The following is an 18,197-nucleotide window of genomic DNA, read 5'->3' on the forward strand; positions in this document are numbered from 1 at the left end:
GGTGTCCGGCGAGCGGGGCGAGCGCGACGAGCGCGCGGACGAGAGGGGCGGCGCACCCAGCGGCGGGGCCGGGGAGCCCGCCGGGGGCGGCCTGTCCGAGCGGGACCGGGACGTGCTCGCCGTGGAGCGGCGCGGCTGGCCGGGGCCCGGCGCGAAGGAGCGCGCGATAAGGGAGCGGCTCGGCATCTCGCCGACCCGCTACTACCAGCTCCTGAACGCCCTCCTGGACGATCCCCGGGCCCTGGCCCACGACCCTGTGACCGTCAACCGCCTCCGCCGCCTGCGCGAAGCACGCCGCGGACGCCGCTGACGCGGGCGCCGTGGCGCCACGAAGGCGGACGCGGGCGCCGTGGCGCCACGAAGGCGGACGCGGGCGCCGCTGAGGCGGGAGCCGTAGCGCCGCGGACGCCGACGCTGCTGACGCGGCCGCCGTGGGGCTGCTGAGGCGGGAGCCGTACAGCCACGAAGGCGAACGCCGACGCTGCTGACGCGGGAGCCGTAGCGCCGCCGCCAACGCGGCCGCCGTGGCGCCGCGACGGTGCCCGTTGCCCGCGGTTCACCCCACGGCGATAGGGTCGGCCGCATGGGCAGCCACCCTCTTCCCGTACCCACGACAGCAGCCGGCCGTGAGGGCCTGGCGGCGATCCTCCAGCGGCCCGGGGAGGCCGTCTTCGCCTTCGACTTCGACGGGACCCTGGCCGACATCGTCCCCGACCCCGACCAGGCGCGCGCCCACCCCGGGGCCGTGCCCGCGCTTTCCCGCCTCGCCCCACGGCTGTGCTCCGTCGCGGTGATCACCGGCCGGCCGGCCGCCCTCGCCGTGGAGTACGGCGGCTTCGCCGAGGCGGCGGGCCTCGACCGCCTCCTGGTCCTCGGCCACTACGGCGCGGAGCGCTGGGACGCCGCCGACGGCGAGGTCGCCACCCCGCCCCCGCACCCGGGCGTCGCGGCGGTCCGGGCCGAACTGCCGGACGTGCTCGCGGCGGTCGGCGACGTGCAGGGCGCCACCGTGGAGGAGAAGGGGCGCGCCGTCGCCGTCCACACCCGCCGCGCCGCCGACCCGCAGGGCGCCTTCGAGGCGCTGAGCGGGCCGCTTCGCCTCCTCGCCGAGCGGCACGGGCTGATCGTCGAGCCCGGCCGCCTCGTGCTCGAGCTGCGGCCGCCGGGCATGGACAAGGGCGTCGCGCTCACCGACTACGTCCGGCGGACCGGGGCCGGAGCGGTGCTGTACGCGGGCGACGACCTGGGGGATCTGGCCGCGTTCGGCGCGGTGGAGCAGCTCAGGTCGCGGGGCGTGCCCGGGGTCCTGGTGTGCAGCGGCAGCAGCGAGGTCACCGAACTGGCCGAACGAGCCGACCTGGTGGTCGCTGGCCCCACGGGCGTGGTCGACCTCCTGACCGCCTTGGCCGAGGCCCTCAAGGACTGACGGCGGGCCCGTCGGCCCCCATGCGAGGCCGTTTTGCCCCGACCCCGCGGGCGACGCGCCGGGCGGGAGCTGGGCGCGGCCCCGCCGGGGCGGAGCGCGGCCTCATCTACGCCGGGCGGAGTCGGACGTGGGCCCTGCCCATGCGGGGTGCTGCCCCGCCCATGCCGGGCGTGGGCCCTGCCCATGCCGGGCGCGGCGCGTCCGACCCGTGCCCGGGGGCCACGTCGTCGTCAGTTCGCGCAGCTGCGCCAGGAACCATTGCGCGGGCGGCAGCGCGGTCGCGGTAGTCCGTGTGCGTGGGGAGCCGGGCCGGGCCCGGCGCGCCGCCTGCGGGGCCGGGCCAACACGCACCCGCCCCGGGCGGGGGCGGGCGCCCCGCGCCCGGGGGGCTACGTCGCCGTCGTCAGTTCGCGCAGCTGCGCGAGGAACCACTGCGCGGGCGGCAGCGCGGTCGCGGCGGCCGCGAGGCGTTTGGTGCGCTCGGCCCGTTCGCCGTCGGGCATGGAGAGGGCCTCGTGGAGGGCCCGGGCCGTCGCTTCGATGTCGTACGGGTTGACCACGAGCGCGTCGGCGCCCAGTTCCGCGTACGCGCCCGCTTCGCGGGAGAGCACCAGCGCGCAGCCGCGCTCGGAGACCACCGGGACCTCCTTGGCGACGAGGTTCATGCCGTCCCGGATGGGGTTGACGAGGGCCACGTCGGCGAGGCGGTAGGCCGCGAGCGACCGGGCGAAGTCGTCTTTGACGTGGAGGGCGACCGGCTGCCAGCCGTCCGTGCCGTACTCGGCGTTGATCTCGCCGGCGACCCGCCGCACCTGCTCCGTGTAGTCGCGGTAGACGGCCAGGTCCTGGCGGGAGGGGTAGGCGAAGGCGACGTGGACCACGCGCTCGCGCCACTCGGGGTGGGTTTCCAGGAGCCGTCGGTAGGCCAGCAGCCCGCGGACGATGTTCTTGGAGAGCTCGGTGCGGTCCACCCGGACGATGGACTTGCGGCCGGGGCCGATCTGCGCGCGCAGGGCGGTGAGCCGCTCGTCGACGTCCGCCGCGCGCGACCGCTGCCGCAGGAAGTCCGCGTCCGCGCCGAGGCCGTGGACGCCCAGCCGGGTCTCGCGCCCTTCGAAGCGCACGGACAGCCGGGCGCCGTCCCGCACCACCTCCGCGCCGAGCACGGCCGCGGCGCAGTCGGCGAAGGCGAGGGCCCAGCGCTCGGTGAGGAACGCGGCGCGGTCGCCGCCCAGGATGCCGCGCAGCACGCTCGCCGCCACGTCGTCCGGCAGCAGCCGGTAGTAGTCCGGCGGCGCCCAGGGGGTGTGGGAGAAGTGGCCGATCCGCAGGTCGGGGCGGCGCTCGCGGAGCATGGCGGGCACCAGCGCCAGGTGGTAGTCCTGGACCAGCACGGCGGCGCCCTCGGCGGCCTCCTGCGCGAGCGCGTCGGCGAAGGCCGCGTTGTACGCCTGGTAGGCGCCCCACTGGTCGCGGAACTCCGCGCCGAACGCCGGCTCCAGCGGGGTCTGGTAGAGCAGGTGGTGGACGAACCACAGCACCGAGTTCGCGATGCCGTTGTACGCGGCGTCGAAGACCTCGGGCGCGATGTCGAGCATCCGCACCCGCTGCCCGCCGGTGTCCCCGGGGTCCAGGTGCCCGGGCCCGGCCCGCCGGGCGGCCTCGCGGTCGCCGTCGCCCAGCGCCGCGCAGACCCATACCGCGTCGGTGTCCGGGCCTATGGCGCTGAGGCCGGAGACCAGCCCGCCGCCGCCGCGCTTGGCGTCGAGCGAACCGCCCTCCCGCAGGGTGTACGAGACCGGGCCGCGGTTGGACGCGACGAGGACCTGTGCACTGTGCTCGGAGGCCATGTCGCGAGCCTAGCCACCCGGCGCCGTGCGCAAACGTGCGTGCGGTTTCTTGCCCCCGTCGGCGGTCGGCCGACGGGCCGGGTGGGAGAGGGGCAGGGGGCCGCGCGCCCCGGCAGCAGGCGGTCGGCGCGCCACGTAGTAGGCGACAGGGCCGGGCGCGCCAGGCCTCAGGTGACGGGGCCCGCGCGCGTCAGGCCGCTCGTCGCTCCACGTACTCCGGGATCTCGATCATCGGCGGCCGCTCCTCCGTGTCCACCGCGCTCGTCCGGGCCACGAAACCGCTCTCCCCCCGGTCGAACTGGGTCAGCCGCGGCCGCACCAGGTGGCCGCGGGCCAGCCGCAGCTGGGCCGTACGGTAGATCGTGGCCGCCATGCGGCCGAGCGCCTGCGCGTCCTGGTGCCGGTGCTTGCGCACGCCGATGTCGACCTGGGCGAGCGCGTCGAGCCCGACCGTGTGCAGCGAGTCGATGAGCAGGGCGAGCTCCACCCCGTACCCGACCGGGAAGGGCAGCCGCTCCAGCAGGGAGCGGCGCGCCGCGTACTCGCCGCCGAGCGGCTGTACGAATCCGGCCAGCTGGGGCCAGTGCAGATTGAGCAGCGGCCGGGCGACGAGTTCGGTCACCCGGCCGCCCTGGGCCGCGGCCGCGCCGTGGGCGAGCGGGTCCTGTCCGCCGCCGAGCGGCCGGTCGTACATGCCCTTGACGAGGTGCACGTCCGACTCGGTCAGCAGCGGGCCGACGATCCCGGAGACGAAGCGCGCGTCGAACTCCCGCAGGTCGGCGTCGATGAAGCAGATGATGTCCCCGCTGGTGGCCAGGAGCGAGCGCCACAGCACCTCGCCCTTCCCCGGCAGCGCCGGCAGCTCGGGCAGCAGCGAGTCGCGGTGGACGACCCGCGCGCCGGCGGCCGCGGCGACCTCGGCGGTGTGGTCCGTGGATCCGGAGTCCAGCACCACCAGCTCGTCGACCAGGGGCGCGGCCTCGCTCATCAGTTCGCGGCGGATGGTGGCGGCGATCTCGCCGACGGTCGCCTCCTCGTCGAGGGCGGGCAGGACGACGCTCACGGTCCTGCCCGTGGCGCGCTTCGCGGCCAGCAGGAGGTCGAGCGGACGGTCGTCGGCCGACCAGGACCGCTCCTTCAGCCAGCGCTCCACCTCTTCCAGCACGTCCATGCCTCCCTGTTGTGCTCCTGCTGTGCCCGCGAGCACGGCGGACTGTGATCCATCTCGCGCTTCGGACGACTATCTCAACCATCCACGCCTTCGGTTACAGTCTTGAACAACGCACGTGACCGCCATATGTCGGGGGTCGAGTGCGACAAACGCGCCGGGCCAGGTCCGGCGCCATACCGCTCATCCAGAGGGGCAGAGGGAACGGCCCGTTGAAGCCCCGGCAACCCTCCAGCCGGTCCTGATTCTCATCGAAGCGGGGCCCCGGCTAGGGAAGGTGCCAATTCCGGCTCGCGACGAGATGCGTCGCGAGGAAGATGAGGAGAAAGGGCCTCGCCATCCATGGCTGTGCAAGCTGTCGAAAGCTCAACCACTTCTTCCGGTCCCGCCGACTCCGCCGCTGCCGCCGGATCCTCCGTCTCGCTGGGCCCCGCCGTCGCGCTGTCCTGTCGTGAGTGCGGGGAACGCTTCCCCCTCGGTCCCATTTTCGCCTGCGCGGAGTGTTTCGGACCGCTCGAAGTCGCGTATGACCTGCCGACCGGCGACCCGGAGGGGCTGCGCCGGCGGATCGAGGCCGGCCCGAACAACATCTGGCGCTACGCCCCGCTGCTGCCCGTCCCGGCGGACGTGGCCGACAAGCCCAATCTGAACCCCGGCTTCACCAAGCTGGTCAAGGCCGACAACCTCGCCCGAGAGCTGGGCGTGACCGGCGAGCTGCACATCAAGGACGACTCCGGGAACCCGACGCACTCCTTCAAGGACCGCGTCGTCGCCCAGGCCGTCGAGGCCGCCCGCGCCTTCGGCTTCACCACCCTCTCCTGCTCCTCCACCGGCAATCTCGCGGGCGCGGTCGGCGCCGCGGCCGCCCGCGCCGGGCTGCGCTCGTGCACCTTCATCCCGCACGACCTGGAGCAGGGCAAGGTCGTCATGGCCGCGGTCTACGGCGGCGACCTGGTCGCCATCGAGGGCACGTACGACGACGTCAACCGCTTCTGCAGCGAGCTGATCGGCGACCCGGCGGGCGAGGGCTGGGGCTTCGTCAACGTCAACCTGCGCCCGTACTACGCGGAGGGGTCCAAGACCCTCGCGTACGAGATCTGCGAACAGCTCGGCTGGCGGCTGCCGGACCAGCTCGTCATCCCGATCGCGTCCGGCTCGCAGCTCACGAAGATCGACAAGGGGCTGAAGGAGCTCATCGAGCTGGGCCTGGTCGAGGACAAGCCGTACAAGATCTTCGGTGCCCAGGCCGAGGGCTGCTCCCCGGTCTCCACCGCCTTCAAGGCCGGCCACGACGTGGTGCGCCCGCAGAAGCCGAACACCATCGCCAAGTCGCTGGCCATCGGCAACCCGGCGGACGGGCCGTATGTGCTGGACATCGCGCGCCGCACGGGCGGAGCGGTGGAGGACGTGAACGACGAGCAGGTCGTCGACGCGATCAAGCTGCTGGCCCGTACGGAGGGGATCTTCGCGGAGACCGCGGGCGGGGTGACCCTGGGCGTGACGAGGAAGCTGCTCGAGAACGGGGTGCTGGACCCCACCCTCACCACCGTCGTGCTCAACACGGGCGACGGCCTCAAGACGCTCGACGCGGTCGCCCCGACGAGCGGGCCCACGGCGGTGATCCGACCCAGCCTCGACGCGTTCCGCGACGCCGGTCTGGCTTGATTTCGTCCCTCGCTTCCCGCCGCACTTCCCACGAGAAGGTGAAACCCTCATGAGCGTCAATGTCCGGATCCCGACCATCCTCCGCACCTACACCGGCGGTCAGGCGGAGGTCAGCGCCGAGGGGGCGACCCTCGCCGAGGTCCTCTCCGACCTGGACCGCAACCACCAGGGCATCGCGGCCCGGGTGCTGGACGACACCGGCAAGCTGCGCCGCTTCGTGAACGTCTACGTCAACGACGATGACGTGCGCTTCGCCGACGGCCTGGAGACCGCGACGCCGGACGGCGCCGGGATCTCGATCATCCCGGCGGTCGCGGGCGGCTGCTGATCCGGTCGTACGCCGCGTCCCACCCGGGAACCCCACCCCCGGCATAAACGGAATCGCCTCGTCCTGATAGAAACGGACGAGGCGATTCCGCGTGTTGAATCGCGATACAGTTGAAGCGATCCCCATCTGCTTCGGTCGGCTTCGGCGCCGACCGCATATGAGAACTCGTCAACTTGTGCGCTGAGTGCGCGTACGAATTGTCGGGTTGATCCCCTATGTCCGGCCCGGGTTGCCCCGAATTCACGGGAATTCGCCACTTATTACCGATCGACCCTCGCCAGAATTCTCGTCCGATTGACCTGTTGCAGAGGGCAGTGGGACAGATACATTCAGCGGCGGTCGACGCGTTCCGGCGCACACCCCCCTCGACTCGGGGGGTGAGGTCTGACCCGGGTCCGCGGAGTGCGGTCCTGCGCAAGGGCCAGCAATAGGGGAGTTAGGAATGGCTCAGGGCACCGTCAAGTGGTTCAACGCGGAGAAGGGGTACGGCTTCATCGCGGTCGACGGTGGTGCGGACGTGTTCGTCCACTACAGCGCGATCCAGATGGACGGGTACCGCACCCTCGAGGAAGGCCAGCGGGTCGAGTTCGAGATCTCGCAGGGCCAGAAGGGGCCGCAGGCGGACATGGTCCGCGTGGCTGTTGGCTGAAGCGCCGACGCGAGGCAGCTGACTGGACCGTTCAAAGGGCCCGTACCCTCCCGGGGGCACGGGCCCTTTGGCATGCGTCCGGATGATCACTTGAGGTCACCTTGCCCCAACCTGTCACCCACCCCCACGCTTGCACTCTCGGGGGTCGAGTGCTAATCATTGGCGTTAGCACTCTGAGAGTGAGAGTGACAGAAGGATCGGGTCGGTGAGGTCCGTCGGGCCGTGCGGGGCAAGGAACCGCGGGGCAGGCAGACCGTCCGTCGCGGGCGCCAGGCGCGGTCCGGAGCAATCCACCCCGTCTTGGGAGGACCACTTCACATGGCCAAGATCATCGCGTTCGACGAGGAGGCGCGGCGCGGCCTCGAGCGCGGGATGAACCAGCTCGCCGACGCCGTCAAGGTCACCCTCGGCCCCAAGGGTCGCAACGTCGTCCTCGAGAAGAAGTGGGGCGCCCCCACGATCACCAACGATGGTGTGTCCATCGCCAAGGAGATCGAGCTCGAGGACGCGTACGAGAAGATCGGCGCCGAGCTGGTCAAGGAGGTCGCGAAGAAGACGGACGACGTCGCCGGTGACGGCACGACGACCGCGACCGTCCTCGCCCAGGCGCTGGTCCGCGAGGGCCTGCGCAACGTCGCCGCCGGCGCCAACCCGATGGCCCTGAAGCGCGGCATCGAGAAGGCCGTCGAGGCCGTCTCCGCCCAGCTGCTCGAGCAGGCCAAGGACGTGGAGACCAAGGAGCAGATCGCCTCCACCGCCTCCATCTCCGCCGCCGACACCCAGATCGGCGAGCTCATCGCCGAGGCGATGGACAAGGTCGGCAAGGAAGGTGTCATCACCGTCGAGGAGTCGCAGACCTTCGGGCTCGAGCTCGAGCTCACCGAGGGCATGCGCTTCGACAAGGGCTACATCTCCCCGTACTTCGCCACCGACATGGAGCGTATGGAGGCGTCGCTCGACGACCCGTACATCCTGATCGTCAACTCGAAGATCAGCAGCGTGAAGGACCTCCTGCCGCTGCTGGAGAAGGTCATGCAGTCGGGCAAGCCGCTGCTGATCATCGCCGAGGACATCGAGGGCGAGGCCCTGGCGACCCTGGTCGTCAACAAGATCCGCGGCACCTTCAAGTCCGTCGCCGTCAAGGCCCCGGGCTTCGGTGACCGCCGCAAGGCCATGCTCGGCGACATCGCCATCCTCACCGGTGGCACCGTCATCTCCGAGGAGGTCGGCCTCAAGCTGGAGAACGCCGGCATCGACCTGCTCGGCCGCGCCCGCAAGGTCACCGTCACCAAGGACGAGACCACCATCGTGGACGGCGCCGGCGACACCGACCAGGTGCAGGGCCGCGTCAACCAGATCCGCGCCGAGATCGAGTCCTCGGACTCGGACTACGACCGCGAGAAGCTCCAGGAGCGCCTGGCCAAGCTGGCCGGCGGCGTGGCCGTCATCAAGGCCGGTGCCGCCACCGAGGTCGAGCTGAAGGAGCGCAAGCACCGCATCGAGGACGCGGTGCGCAACGCCAAGGCCGCCGTGGAGGAGGGCATCGTCGCCGGTGGTGGCGTGGCCCTGCTGCAGACCGTCTCGGTCTTCGAGAAGCTGGAGCTGGACGGCGACGAGGCCACCGGCGCCCAGGCCGTGCGCCTGGCGCTCGAGGCCCCGCTGAAGCAGATCGCGGTCAACGCCGGCCTCGAGGGCGGCGTCGTGGTGGAGAAGGTGCGCAACCTGACCCCGGGCCACGGCCTGAACGCCGCGACCGGCGAGTACGTCGACCTGATCGCCGAGGGCATCATCGACCCGGCCAAGGTCACGCGCTCCGCGCTGCAGAACGCCGCGTCGATCGCCGCGCTGTTCCTGACCACCGAGGCCGTCATCGCCGACAAGCCGGAGAAGGCCGCCGCGGCGGGCGCTCCGGGCGGCATGCCGGGCGGTGACATGGACTTCTGATCGACTGCTCGAGTCGATCGGCTGTTCCGCCCGATACATCGGGTACGTCGGGGCGGCACCCTCTCCCAGGGTGCCGCCCCGACGGCGTTTCAGCGCCCGATGGGCTACCCCTGCGCGGCCTCCAGGGCGGCCCGCAGATGGCCGTCCGACTCGCTCAGCAGCCGGGCTGCGGTGGCGGCGTCCACCTGGCCGAGGATGGCCAGGATGGCGTGCTTCGCCTCGCCGTCGCTGGCCGCCAGCGCGGCCTCGATCTGCGGGTCGGGGGCGCCGGTGGCCAGGGAGACGATGCGGCGCGAGCGGGCGCGCAGCTTCTCGTTCGAGGCGCGCACGTCGACCATCAGATTCCCGTAGGTCTTGCCCAGCTTGATCATGGTGATGGTCGAGATCATGTTGAGCACGAGCTTCTGGGCCGTGCCCGCCTTGAGCCGGGTGGAGCCGGTGAGCAGCTCGGGCCCGACCACCACCTCGATTCCGTGCTCGGCGGCCGCCGCGAGCGCGGAGCCCGCGTTGCAGGACAGCCCGACGGTGAGCGCGCCGAGTCGGCGGGCGTGCTCGACGGCGCCGACCGCGTACGGGGTGCGGCCGGAGGCGGAGATGCCGACGACGGAGTCGTCCGGGCCGACGCCGAGCGCGTCGAGGTCGGCGGCGGCCAGTTCCTTGCTGTCCTCGGCGCCCTCGGCGGAGGTCACCATGGCGGCGGGCCCGCCCGCGATCAGGCCGACGACCTGGCCGGGGGCGGTGTTGAAGGTGGGCGGGCACTCGCTGGCGTCGAGCACACCGAGCCGCCCGGCGGTGCCCGCGCCCGCGTAGACGAGCCGGCCGCCGCGGGCCATGCGCTCGGCGATGCCGTCGATCGCGGCGGCGATCCGGGGGAGCTGGGTGGCGACGGCCGCGGGCACGGCCGCGTCCTCGCCGTTCATGACGCGGGCGATCTCGAGGGTCGCCAGCCGGTCGATCTCGGCGAGCTCGGGGCGGAACGCCTCGGTGGTGAGCGTGTCCAGCTGGGCGCGCAGCTGTTCCTGGTCAGCGGCGGAAGTCATGGCGAAGCGGCTCTTTCCGGTACGGGGTTCAACGGGGGTGTGTCCCGACTCGGTCGGCGCTCGGTCAGCGGGGTCCGGGCCGGGGGTCATGCCGGTGGGCGAGAGCTTCGTACGAGGCGGCCAGCGCGGGCGCCGCCGCCTCGTACGTACGCTGCGCCACACCTATGAAGAGGCAATCCACGACGAGAAGTTGACTCGTGCGGCTGGACATCGCCGCCGGGCGCAGCTCGCTCTCCCGGGCGGTGGAGGTGGTGAGCACCAGATCCGCGTACTGCGCGACCTCGCCGTCGGGGCGGCCGGTGATCGCGACGGTGGTGGCGCCGTGTTCGAAGGCCACGCGCAAGGGCTCGATGACGTCGGTGGTGCGGCCCGAGTGGGTGATCGCGAGGGCGACGTCCCCGGAGTGCAGCTGCACGGCGTTGGTGACGGCGAGGTGCGGATCGGCGTGCGCGTGGGCTATCAGCCCGATACGCAGCAGCTTCTGGACCAGGTCCTGGCCGACCAGGCTGGAGGCGCCGACGCCGTAGACGTCGATCCGGCGGGCGGCGGCGAGCGCGGCGACGGCGGCTTCGAGCTGGGCGGTGTCCAACCCGGCGGCGGTGTCGGCCAGGCACTGCTGCTCTTCCTGGGCGAGCTTGGTGACGACGTCGGCGATGGGGTCGTCGACCGCGATGTCGGCGGTGACCGCCGGGGCGCGGCCGGCCGCCTGCTGGGCGGCGAGCGCGGCGAGCGCGAGGCGCAGATCGCGGTAGCCGGGGTAGCCGAGCAGCCGAGAGGTGCGGACCACGGTGGCCTCGCTGGTGCCGGTGCGCTCGGCGAGCCCGGTGACGGTGAGCGCGGCACAGCCGGCCGGATCCCCCGCCACGGCCTCGGCGACGCGCTGCATGGAGCGGGTCATCGAGGGCGCGAGGGTACGGACCTTGGCCGCGAGGGCGGCGGGGGCGGGCGGAGTGGCTTCGGGCGTATTGAAAGTTTCCTTCAGCTTGCTACTCACTACTGAAAGGTATTTTCGGCGCCAGGGGGCCGTCAAGGGGCCCGGCCGGGGCTGTCAGACGGGTGCCCGGGGCCGTCAGGCGCGCGCCCGGGGCCGTGGAGGGGCCCGCCGCGGGCTCACCGACGCGCGCTCGGTGTGGTCAAAGGTGACAATGGGTCCCATGAAGCTCGAACAGGCACTGCACGCGGCACGGGCGCTCGTACTCGCGGACCTCGCGGCGGGCGAGGTCGCCCAGGCGGACATCGTCTCGCTCGTGGAGGACTCCATCGCGCACCGGCGATGGTGGGTCGAGCAGTGGCCGGAGGGCGCCGCGTACCTGGCCGGCCTGGTCGCCCAGGACGTCCAGGACGCCCTGCTCGAGCGGTACGGGCGGTGGCCGCTGTGCCCGGTGTGCACCGAGGGCGGCGATCTGCACGCGCTGGACGTGGAGCCGGAGTTGGGCCCGGATCCGCACTGGGTGTGCGGCAAGACGGCGGTCTCGGTGGCGCGGGTGGGGGCGCTCGGGACGGTGTGACGCTCTCAGGGGGCGAGGCTCTCAGGGGGGAGGCTCAAGGGGCGTGACGCTCTCAGGGTGTGACGCTCTCAGGGTGTGAGGTTCTCAGGGTGTGAGGTTCTCAGGGTGTGAGGTTCTCAGGGGGTGACGCTCTCAGGGCGTGAGGCTCTCAGGGTGAGGTTCTCAGGGCGTGACGCTCTCAGGGCCCGAAGCGGCGGCGGTACGCGGACGGGGTGAGGCCGGTCTCGCGCCGCATCAGCGCGCGCAGGTTGGCGGCGGTGCCGAGCCCGCTGTGGCGCGCGACCACCTCGAAGCGCGACTCGCCCCGCTCGATCAGCCGGCAGGCCAGCGCGAGCCGCTCCCCCGTGAGCCAGGCCAGCGGTGTCGTGCCCAGCTGCGTACGGAAGCGCCGGTGCAGCGTCGCCGGGCTGACCGCGGCGCGCGCCGCGAGGTCGGACACGGTGAGCGGGGCGTCGAGCCGCTCCTGGGCCCAGGCCAGGACGGGGGCCAGGGACTCGTCCGGGAGGTCGGGCACCGGGCGTTCGATGAACTGCTGCTGACCGCCGTCCCGGTGCGCCGCGAAGACCAGCCGGCGGCTGACCGAGTTGGCCACTTCTGCGCCGTGGTCACGGCGGACGATGTGCAGCCCGAGATCGAGCGCGGCCGCGCTCCCCGCGGCGGTGAGGATGTCGCCGTCGTCCACGAACAGCACGTCCTCTTCGAGCCGGACGGACGGGAAGCGGGCCCGGAAGGAGCCGGCCCACTGCCAGTGCGCGGTGGCCCGGCGGCCGTCGAGGACCCCGGCCTCGGCGAGCGTGAAGGCGCCGCTGCAGAAGCCCACCAGCCGCGCCCCGCGCCGGTGCGCCCGCCGCACCGCGGCCAGCACGGCGGGGCGGCGGGCCACCTCCACATCGGGCCGGTTGGGGACGATCAGGGTGTCCGCCGTGTCGGCCGCGTCCAGCTCGGCGACCCCGGTGAGCGTGAAGAAGCCGTCCCGCATCAGGGTGCGGGGTTCGGGCGAGCACAGCCGGAAGTCGTAGAGGTCGCGGCCGATCTCGGGCCTGCGCAGGCCGAAGACCTCGGTCGCGCAGCCGAGCTCGAAGGGGTTGGAGTTCTCGTCGACGATCACGACGACCCGGTGCGGGCCCGCTGTCCGATCCGGCTGCGAGGATCCTTGCGTCATATGCGATTCCTAGCACTTACGGGTGGCGTGCTCAACCGGCGAGGATCGCTCTCGTGAGCAACGCACCCGTGAGCAACGCACCCGTGAGCAACGCACTCGTGAGCAACGAACCCGTGAGCAACGAACCCATCGCCCTCAGCCAGGCCCTCGCCTCCTTCGACGCGCTGTGGAGCCCCCGCATCGTCACCCGCGTCAACGACTACGACGTGCGCGTCGCCAAGGTCGAGGGCGAGCACATCTGGCACGTACACGACGACACCGACGAGTTCTTCCTGGTGCTCGACGGCGAACTGCGCATCTCGCTGCGCGAGGCCGCGGGGGAGCGCACCGTCCGGCTCCCCAAGGGGGCGGTGTTCACCGTCCCCCGGGGCACGGAGCACAGGCCGTACGCCCCCGAGGGAGCGGCGATCCTCATGTTCGAGCCCACGGGGACGCTGTCGGTCGGCGACCGGCACGAGGGGATCCCCGGTCACGTCGACGCGACGACAGGGCACGCGCTCGACGTCCAGCCGTCCCCGTAGCCCGCCCGCCGACCCGCCCGCGCCGGCCCCCGCCCGCGCCTGTCCGGCGGGGGTGAGCCCCCGCCCGGCGCGTTTCAGCCCGCCTGCTCCAGCGCGTCGTGCCGTTCCTGCTGCTCGGGGGCGGCCGAGCCGGTGACCACCCGGGAGCCGCCCCGCGCGTGGTGCAGCCGGGAGGCGGCGGCCGTCATCCCGATGGCGGCCGCCGCGAGCGCCGCGCCCGTCCAGGCCACGGCCGGGTAGCCCCAGCCCGCGTCGATGACGAGCCCGCCGAGCCAGGGGCCGAGGGTGTTGCCGATGTTGAAGGCGGACGTGTTGGTGGCGCCGGCGAGCGTCGGGGCGGCGTTCGCGACGTTGAACATCCGGGCGTTGAGCGCGGGCGCGGTGAAGAAGGCCGTCACGCCGAGCAGCAGCGCCAGGGTCACGGCCGCGACCACGTGGTGCGCGGTCAGCGCGAGCGCGGTCAGTACGAGCGTCGAGGCGGTGATGCCGCCGTAGAGGGTGCCGAAGAGATGGGCGTCCGCGATCCGTCCGCCGACCGCCGTCCCCACGAGCGCCCCGACGCCGAACAGCGCCAGCACGGTCGGCACCCAGCCCTCGTCCATCCCGGCCACGTCCGTCAGCAGCGGCGCGAGGTAGGAGAAGAGGCAGAAGACGGCGCCGCCGCTGAGCGCGGTGGTGGCCAGCGCCAGCCACACCTGCCCGTCGCGGTAGATGGCCAGCTCCGTGCGCAGCCGCGGCCGGTCCTGCCCGGACCGCGCCTCCGTACGCGGTACGAACGCGACCACGCCCACCAGGCCGAGCGCCGACAGCCCCGCCACCGCCCAGAAGGCCGCCCGCCACCCGGCGTGCTGCCCCAGCAGGGCCCCGGCGGGCACCCCGACGACGTTCGCGATGCTCAGCCCGCCGATCATCATCGCCATCGCCCGCGCCCGCGCGTTCACCGGCACCAGCGACACGGCCACCGCCGCCCCCACCGCCCAGAACCCCGCACACGCGAGCGCGCTGACCACCCGCGAGGCGAACAGCACCTCGTACGAGGGCGCCACCGCCCCCGCGACCTGCCCCAGGCCGAACACCGCCAGCAGCGCGATCAGCGTCGTCCGCTGCGGCAGCCGCAGCGTGGCGGCGGCGAGCAGCGGCGCGCCGACCACCATTCCGATCGCGAAGGCGGAGATGAGCAGCCCGGCGGTCGGTATGGACACGTCCATGTCGCGGGCGATCGGTTGCAGCAGCCCGGAGAGCATGAACTCCGAGGTGCCGAGGGCGAAAACGGACAGGCCGAGGATGGAGACGGCGAGGGGCATGCGGGTGCGAGCGTGATCAACCGGGGGCATGCACGGAGTCAACGCCTGGCTGGATCTTGCTATTCCGCATCGGCCGCCGTCCTTCACCGGCCACCTGGTGGCCCCCGTCCGGCCAGGGGAGACGTTCCCTAGGTGGCGGTCGGGCGGTAGGTGGTGACGGTCCCACCGTGGCTGAAGGTGAGCGTCTCCACGGGGGAGAAGGGGCGCGGGCCGAACCCTTCGGCGAAGGCCGGCACGCCGCCCCCGGCGACCACCCCGGCCTGCCCGGCGACGCGAGCATGGTCGTCCTGCTCTATCTGGGCCTCAACTGGCTGATCCTCGAACGCCTCACCCTCCCCGACCTCTTCTCCGAGGAGCAGCGCCACGACCTGGTCGCCACGCTGGTCGACCGGCTCCTGGCCGGGGAGGCGGGCGGCCGGTGACATGTGCGGTGCACAGCGGCCGGTGACTTTGCGGTGGAAATGGGACAGCGACACGCCGTGGCGTCGGCGTGTCGCTGTCCCGTACTCACCGCGCCATCAGACCCCGAAGGGCGCCGCGTAACGGACGGTGCCGCTCGGCAGCGGGCGGTCCTCGTCCAGGGCAAGGGCCATCATCGCCTCGTCCGGGACATCGAGGGTCACGCCGATGCCGTGGGCGGAGGCGCGGGTGAAGCCGAAGCGCGGGTAGTACGCCGGGTGTCCGAGGACGGTGACGTAGGACTCGCCCAGCCCCCTGGCCGCACTCAGCGCGGCGCGGATGGCCGCCGAGCCGGCGCCGCTCTTCTGGTGTGCGGGAAGCACGGACACCGGGGCCAGACACAGCGCCGGGGTGTCGCCGATGTGGCAGCGCGTCAGCAGCGCGTGGCCGACGGGCCTGCCGTCCTCGTCGGTGCTGACGACGGACAGGCCCTCGATCCACGAGGCGTCGGCGCGCAGGGCGTCGACGAGATCGGCCTCGTACGGGGTGTCGAAGGCGGCGAGCACGATCTCGCGGATGGCGGGGATGTCGGCCTCGGTCTCGGCGCGGGTGAGCCACTGGTGGTGGTTAGGCATGACGGGATGAGGATCCGTTTCATGGTGAGGTTCGTGTACAGGACTGCCTCGCGAGCTCACGCTCCCGGCGAGGCGGGCGACTGGGTCAGGCCGTCGCCCGGGACGTGAGGACGGTCCGGGCGCTGCGCGGCGCAGTGGCCTTCGGCGCGGCCATCAACTCGCCCTCCCTCTCGTCCCCGGCCTGTAACAACACGGCCTGTGTCAACACGAACCGCTGGAGTGTACCAAATCCCTTGACCGGCCGGTGGTTTCGACGCTGCCGGGCAGCTCATGGCCGCCGTGCCGGCACGGTTTCCGCCGCTCCCCGCCGCTCGACCAGCACCGCCACGGCCCGGGTGGCGGGCGGGCCGACCGACCACATGAGCGCGGCGACGACGGCGGCCCCCAGCGCCGCGCCGGCCAGCACGTCGTGGGGGTAGTGCACGCCCGCGGCCACGCGGGCCACCGCCACCACCGCCCCCAGCGGCAACGCGAGGGCCGCCAGGCGGGGGAGCAGCACGGCCAGGCCGACGGCGAGCCCGACAGCGAGGGTGGCGTGGTTGCTCGGGAACGACCAGTCACCCGCCGGCGGACAGTCGGCCACCGCCTCCACCCCGCCCACCGCACGGCACGGCCGCTCCTCGTCCACCACCAGCTTCAGCGCCTCGCTGGACGCGTACGCGACGACGGTCCCGACGCCGGCCAGGACCGCCCCCGCGAGGTCACGGGCACTGCGCCGTCGCACGGCCGCCCACCCCGCCCACGCCAGCAGCAACCCGAGGACGACCAGGAGCCCGTCGGCGGCGAGGTCCAGCACCGCCCCCGTCCACGACGGCCCGTCGGCCACCACACCGTTCACCGCCCGATACACCGCCGCCGAAGGCCCGCCGGTCACCTCCACCGGCCCGGCCTTCCCCAGCCCGCCCGGGTACAGCAGCACGAGAGCCACCGCCCCCGCGCCCAGTGCCATCAGTGAACGGAGCCACCGGCGATCGTGGCCGGCGTCGTGGGGAGATCTGTAATCCATGCGCCCGACGCTAGGCACGAAGGCACGCGAACACCCGACCCGAAGGACACCTCCGACCCCTGACGATCGTCAGGTCGCGGCTGCTCGCCTTGCGCCAACTCCAGGGCTGCGAGCGGCACGTGTTACGCCCCGAGCAGCCGCAGCTCCGTGGCCATGTTGTGGCGCGCCGCCTCCTCCCAGCGGTCGTGGCCCGCCGGCGTACGGAACAGCCGGGGCAGGTCCAGGAGTTCGCGGAGGGCGCCTGAGCGGCCCTCGCGGAAGGCGTCGTCGGGGACGAAGGCGTACTCCTCGCGGACGGCGGCGGCGTAGGCGGCGTACTCCTCGGGGGTGCCCGCGAGGACCGAGAGGTCGGCGTCGCACAGGACTTCGCCGTTGGTGTCGCCGGGGGCGGGGTCGTGGGTGCGGGTGAGGCGGACCAGACGGGCCACTTCGGCGGTGCGGGGCGCCGGTACGCCCGCTTCGGGGAGGGCGCGTTCGGCGAGGCGGGCGCTGCGCTCCTCGTTGGTGGAGCGGTCGGGGAGGTAGACGGCGTCGTGGAACCAGGCGGCGAGGCGGACGGCGTCCGGATCGGCGGCGTGGTCGATGAGTTCGTCGACCCGGTCGAGGATGGCGATCAGGTGGTCGGTGGTGTGGTAGCGGCGATGGGGTTCGGCCCAGCGGGCGAGGAGGTCATCGGCGTACGGCCACGGGGAGGGGTGGCAGGCGGCCTCGCGGGCGGCGTTGAGGTGGACCGCCCAGCGGGTGCGGAGCGTGGAGTGGGCGGGGTGGCGGGGAGCGGGATCGGCCATGAGCCAATTGTGTGGGGTGTGGGTTTCGGGGCGGGCGGGGTGTGGCAAGCTGTTCGGCATGTCTAGACCACTTCTCGAGGTGATCGCCCTCGACGTGGCCGATGCGGTCGCGGCGCAGGCCGGCGGGGCGGACCGGCTCGAGCTGGTCACCGATATGGCCGCCGACGGGCTCAGCCCTTCCCGTGAGACCTTCGCCGCGATCCGCTCGGCCGTGGACATCCCGCTGCGGGTGATGCTACGCGCGTCCGACGGCTTCGCCGCCGGGGGCGCCGCCGCGCTCGACGCGCTGTGCGCGCGGGCGGAGAAGCTGCGGACCGAGGGGGCGGACGAGTTCGTGTTCGGCTTCCTGGCTTCCGACGGGCTGGCCGACCTGGCCGCCGTCGGGGCGCTTCTGGACGTCATCGGCGCGGGGCCCGGGCTGGACGAGAGCCGGTGGACGTTCCACCGGGCCATCGACCACGCCGCCGACCGCGACTCGCTCCGCCGACAACTCGCGGGGCTTCCGGGTCTTGACACGTTCCTCACCGCCGGGTCGGCCGCCGGGGTGGACGACGGGCTTCCGGTCCTGCTCGCCGAGGCGGCGGGCGGGGGTGCGGACGGGGCGGCAGGCGGGGCGGTCGCGCCCCGGATCATGGTGGGCGGCGGGCTGCGGCTCGACCACCTGCCCGCGCTGCGGGCGGCGGGGATCGACGCCTTCCACATCGGCGGCGCGGCCCGGCCCTCGGGGTGGGGCGGGCCCGTGGACATCGTGTCGGTGGAGGAGTGGCGGGCCGCGCTGGACGAAGTGGTGCCGGTGGGCTGACG

Annotated in this window: 19 protein-coding genes and 1 riboswitch; of the genes, 10 read left to right on the forward strand and 9 right to left on the reverse strand. The window is 73.0% G+C overall.

The features are described 5' to 3' along the window. Position 1 precedes the first annotated feature (1 nt). Together ABFY07_RS31190 and otsB are read left to right on the forward strand one after the other, a co-directional pair. On the forward strand, positions 2 to 310 hold the full coding sequence (locus ABFY07_RS31190) for a DUF3263 domain-containing protein (protein ID WP_428837043.1): 309 nt from the start codon (positions 2 to 4) through the stop codon (positions 308 to 310). A gap of 273 nt (positions 311 to 583) precedes the next feature. Beyond that, entirely contained in the window at positions 584 to 1,426 is an 843-nt protein-coding gene (gene otsB / locus ABFY07_RS31195; RefSeq protein ID WP_346177701.1) for a trehalose-phosphatase, read from the forward strand. Between the two features lie 389 nt (positions 1,427 to 1,815). On the opposite strand, the gene ABFY07_RS31200 is transcribed toward otsB, so the two are convergent. Both ABFY07_RS31200 and ABFY07_RS31205 read right to left on the reverse strand, forming a co-directional pair. Next, positions 1,816 to 3,276 carry an alpha,alpha-trehalose-phosphate synthase (UDP-forming) gene (locus ABFY07_RS31200; RefSeq protein ID WP_346177702.1) on the reverse strand — a complete coding sequence of 487 codons (1,461 nt, stop codon included), beginning with the start codon at positions 3,274 to 3,276 and terminating at the stop codon, positions 1,816 to 1,818. Between the two features lie 190 nt (positions 3,277 to 3,466). Continuing rightward, a complete protein-coding gene (locus ABFY07_RS31205) occupies positions 3,467 to 4,441 on the reverse strand; it encodes a glucosyl-3-phosphoglycerate synthase (RefSeq protein WP_346177743.1) in 975 nt (324 codons plus the stop codon). Positions 4,442 to 4,624: 183 nt separating this feature from the next. Then, positions 4,625 to 4,768: riboswitch (SAM riboswitch) on the forward strand. Between the two features lie 18 nt (positions 4,769 to 4,786). On the opposite strand from ABFY07_RS31205, the gene thrC reads away from it, so the two are divergent. The 4 genes from thrC (at position 4,787) to groL (ending at position 9,030) form a co-directional block, all read left to right on the forward strand. After that, positions 4,787 to 6,109: a threonine synthase gene (thrC, locus tag ABFY07_RS31210; protein WP_065961015.1), complete on the forward strand. Its 1,323-nt coding sequence runs from the start codon at positions 4,787 to 4,789 to the stop codon at positions 6,107 to 6,109. 49 nt (positions 6,110 to 6,158) lie between these two features. Beyond that, complete coding sequence (locus ABFY07_RS31215) at positions 6,159 to 6,437, forward strand: MoaD/ThiS family protein (RefSeq protein WP_065961012.1); 279 nt, start codon at positions 6,159 to 6,161, stop codon at positions 6,435 to 6,437. A 442-nt stretch (positions 6,438 to 6,879) separates the two neighbouring features. Beyond that, the gene (locus tag ABFY07_RS31220) at positions 6,880 to 7,086 is read left to right on the forward strand and encodes a cold-shock protein (RefSeq protein WP_009716982.1); all 207 of its coding nucleotides are present in this window, start codon (positions 6,880 to 6,882) and stop codon (positions 7,084 to 7,086) included. Positions 7,087 to 7,404: 318 nt separating this feature from the next. Then, a complete protein-coding gene (gene groL, locus ABFY07_RS31225) occupies positions 7,405 to 9,030 on the forward strand; it encodes a chaperonin GroEL (protein ID WP_065961011.1) in 1,626 nt (541 codons plus the stop codon). Positions 9,031 to 9,134: 104 nt separating this feature from the next. Here the strand turns inward: groL and murQ are convergent, their stop codons facing one another. Both murQ and ABFY07_RS31235 read right to left on the reverse strand, forming a co-directional pair. Beyond that, positions 9,135 to 10,070: an N-acetylmuramic acid 6-phosphate etherase gene (murQ, locus tag ABFY07_RS31230; protein ID WP_346177703.1), complete on the reverse strand. Its 936-nt coding sequence runs from the start codon at positions 10,068 to 10,070 to the stop codon at positions 9,135 to 9,137. A gap of 64 nt (positions 10,071 to 10,134) precedes the next feature. After that, positions 10,135 to 11,064, reverse strand: a complete 930-nt coding sequence (locus tag ABFY07_RS31235; protein WP_065961008.1) for a MurR/RpiR family transcriptional regulator — start codon at positions 11,062 to 11,064, stop codon at positions 10,135 to 10,137. A 160-nt stretch (positions 11,065 to 11,224) separates the two neighbouring features. Here ABFY07_RS31235 and ABFY07_RS31240 point away from each other — a divergent pair, with 160 nt between their 5' ends. Beyond that, positions 11,225 to 11,578, forward strand: a complete 354-nt coding sequence (locus ABFY07_RS31240) for a hypothetical protein (protein ID WP_079150909.1) — start codon at positions 11,225 to 11,227, stop codon at positions 11,576 to 11,578. Positions 11,579 to 11,756: 178 nt separating this feature from the next. Here the strand turns inward: ABFY07_RS31240 and ABFY07_RS31245 are convergent, their stop codons facing one another. Continuing rightward, positions 11,757 to 12,740: a GlxA family transcriptional regulator gene (locus ABFY07_RS31245; RefSeq protein ID WP_346177704.1), complete on the reverse strand. Its 984-nt coding sequence runs from the start codon at positions 12,738 to 12,740 to the stop codon at positions 11,757 to 11,759. Between the two features lie 113 nt (positions 12,741 to 12,853). Here ABFY07_RS31245 and ABFY07_RS31250 point away from each other — a divergent pair, with 113 nt between their 5' ends. After that, on the forward strand, positions 12,854 to 13,261 hold the full coding sequence (locus ABFY07_RS31250; RefSeq protein WP_346177705.1) for a cupin domain-containing protein: 408 nt from the start codon (positions 12,854 to 12,856) through the stop codon (positions 13,259 to 13,261). Between the two features lie 74 nt (positions 13,262 to 13,335). Here the strand turns inward: ABFY07_RS31250 and ABFY07_RS31255 are convergent, their stop codons facing one another. Next, complete coding sequence (locus ABFY07_RS31255) at positions 13,336 to 14,565, reverse strand: Cmx/CmrA family chloramphenicol efflux MFS transporter (protein WP_346177706.1); 1,230 nt, start codon at positions 14,563 to 14,565, stop codon at positions 13,336 to 13,338. A 167-nt stretch (positions 14,566 to 14,732) separates the two neighbouring features. On the opposite strand from ABFY07_RS31255, the gene ABFY07_RS43260 reads away from it, so the two are divergent. After that, positions 14,733 to 14,987 carry a hypothetical protein gene (locus ABFY07_RS43260; protein ID WP_428837040.1) on the forward strand — a complete coding sequence of 85 codons (255 nt, stop codon included), beginning with the start codon at positions 14,733 to 14,735 and terminating at the stop codon, positions 14,985 to 14,987. 96 nt (positions 14,988 to 15,083) lie between these two features. Here the strand turns inward: ABFY07_RS43260 and ABFY07_RS31265 are convergent, their stop codons facing one another. The 3 genes from ABFY07_RS31265 to ABFY07_RS31275 form a co-directional block, all read right to left on the reverse strand. Beyond that, a complete protein-coding gene (locus ABFY07_RS31265; RefSeq protein ID WP_346177707.1) occupies positions 15,084 to 15,599 on the reverse strand; it encodes a GNAT family N-acetyltransferase in 516 nt (171 codons plus the stop codon). A 268-nt stretch (positions 15,600 to 15,867) separates the two neighbouring features. Then, on the reverse strand, positions 15,868 to 16,605 hold the full coding sequence (locus ABFY07_RS31270; protein WP_346177708.1) for a phosphatase PAP2 family protein: 738 nt from the start codon (positions 16,603 to 16,605) through the stop codon (positions 15,868 to 15,870). Between the two features lie 122 nt (positions 16,606 to 16,727). Next, positions 16,728 to 17,393, reverse strand: coding sequence for an HD domain-containing protein (locus ABFY07_RS31275; RefSeq protein WP_346177709.1), 666 nt, complete (start codon positions 17,391 to 17,393; stop codon positions 16,728 to 16,730). A 58-nt stretch (positions 17,394 to 17,451) separates the two neighbouring features. On the opposite strand from ABFY07_RS31275, the gene ABFY07_RS31280 reads away from it, so the two are divergent. After that, positions 17,452 to 18,195 (forward strand): copper homeostasis protein CutC, encoded by a 744-nt coding sequence (locus ABFY07_RS31280; protein ID WP_346177710.1) that lies wholly within the window; start codon positions 17,452 to 17,454, stop codon positions 18,193 to 18,195. Positions 18,196 to 18,197: the final 2 nt, after the last annotated feature.

The sequence above is a fragment of the Streptomyces sparsogenes subsp. cuspidosporus genome, assembly GCF_039532705.1.
Classification (GTDB): domain Bacteria; phylum Actinomycetota; class Actinomycetes; order Streptomycetales; family Streptomycetaceae; genus Streptomyces; species Streptomyces sparsogenes.

Excerpts from the sequence above, each read along its gene's own strand:
- otsB (WP_346177701.1), top strand. The coding sequence starts at position 584 with ATGGGCAGCCACCCTCTTCCCGTACCCACGACAGCAGCCGGCCGTGAG.
- ABFY07_RS31200 (WP_346177702.1), bottom strand. The coding sequence starts at position 3,276 with ATGGCCTCCGAGCACAGTGCACAGGTCCTCGTCGCGTCCAACCGCGGC.
- thrC (WP_065961015.1), top strand. The coding sequence starts at position 4,787 with ATGGCTGTGCAAGCTGTCGAAAGCTCAACCACTTCTTCCGGTCCCGCC.
- ABFY07_RS31215 (WP_065961012.1), top strand. The coding sequence starts at position 6,159 with ATGAGCGTCAATGTCCGGATCCCGACCATCCTCCGCACCTACACCGGC.
- ABFY07_RS31220 (WP_009716982.1), top strand. The coding sequence starts at position 6,880 with ATGGCTCAGGGCACCGTCAAGTGGTTCAACGCGGAGAAGGGGTACGGC.
- groL (WP_065961011.1), top strand. The coding sequence starts at position 7,405 with ATGGCCAAGATCATCGCGTTCGACGAGGAGGCGCGGCGCGGCCTCGAG.
- murQ (WP_346177703.1), bottom strand. The coding sequence starts at position 10,070 with ATGACTTCCGCCGCTGACCAGGAACAGCTGCGCGCCCAGCTGGACACG.
- ABFY07_RS31240 (WP_079150909.1), top strand. The coding sequence starts at position 11,225 with ATGAAGCTCGAACAGGCACTGCACGCGGCACGGGCGCTCGTACTCGCG.
- ABFY07_RS31245 (WP_346177704.1), bottom strand. The coding sequence starts at position 12,740 with ATGACGCAAGGATCCTCGCAGCCGGATCGGACAGCGGGCCCGCACCGG.
- ABFY07_RS31255 (WP_346177706.1), bottom strand. The coding sequence starts at position 14,565 with ATGCCCCTCGCCGTCTCCATCCTCGGCCTGTCCGTTTTCGCCCTCGGC.
- ABFY07_RS31265 (WP_346177707.1), bottom strand. The coding sequence starts at position 15,599 with ATGCCTAACCACCACCAGTGGCTCACCCGCGCCGAGACCGAGGCCGAC.
- ABFY07_RS31270 (WP_346177708.1), bottom strand. The coding sequence starts at position 16,605 with ATGGATTACAGATCTCCCCACGACGCCGGCCACGATCGCCGGTGGCTC.
- ABFY07_RS31275 (WP_346177709.1), bottom strand. The coding sequence starts at position 17,393 with ATGGCCGATCCCGCTCCCCGCCACCCCGCCCACTCCACGCTCCGCACC.
- ABFY07_RS31280 (WP_346177710.1), top strand. The coding sequence starts at position 17,452 with ATGTCTAGACCACTTCTCGAGGTGATCGCCCTCGACGTGGCCGATGCG.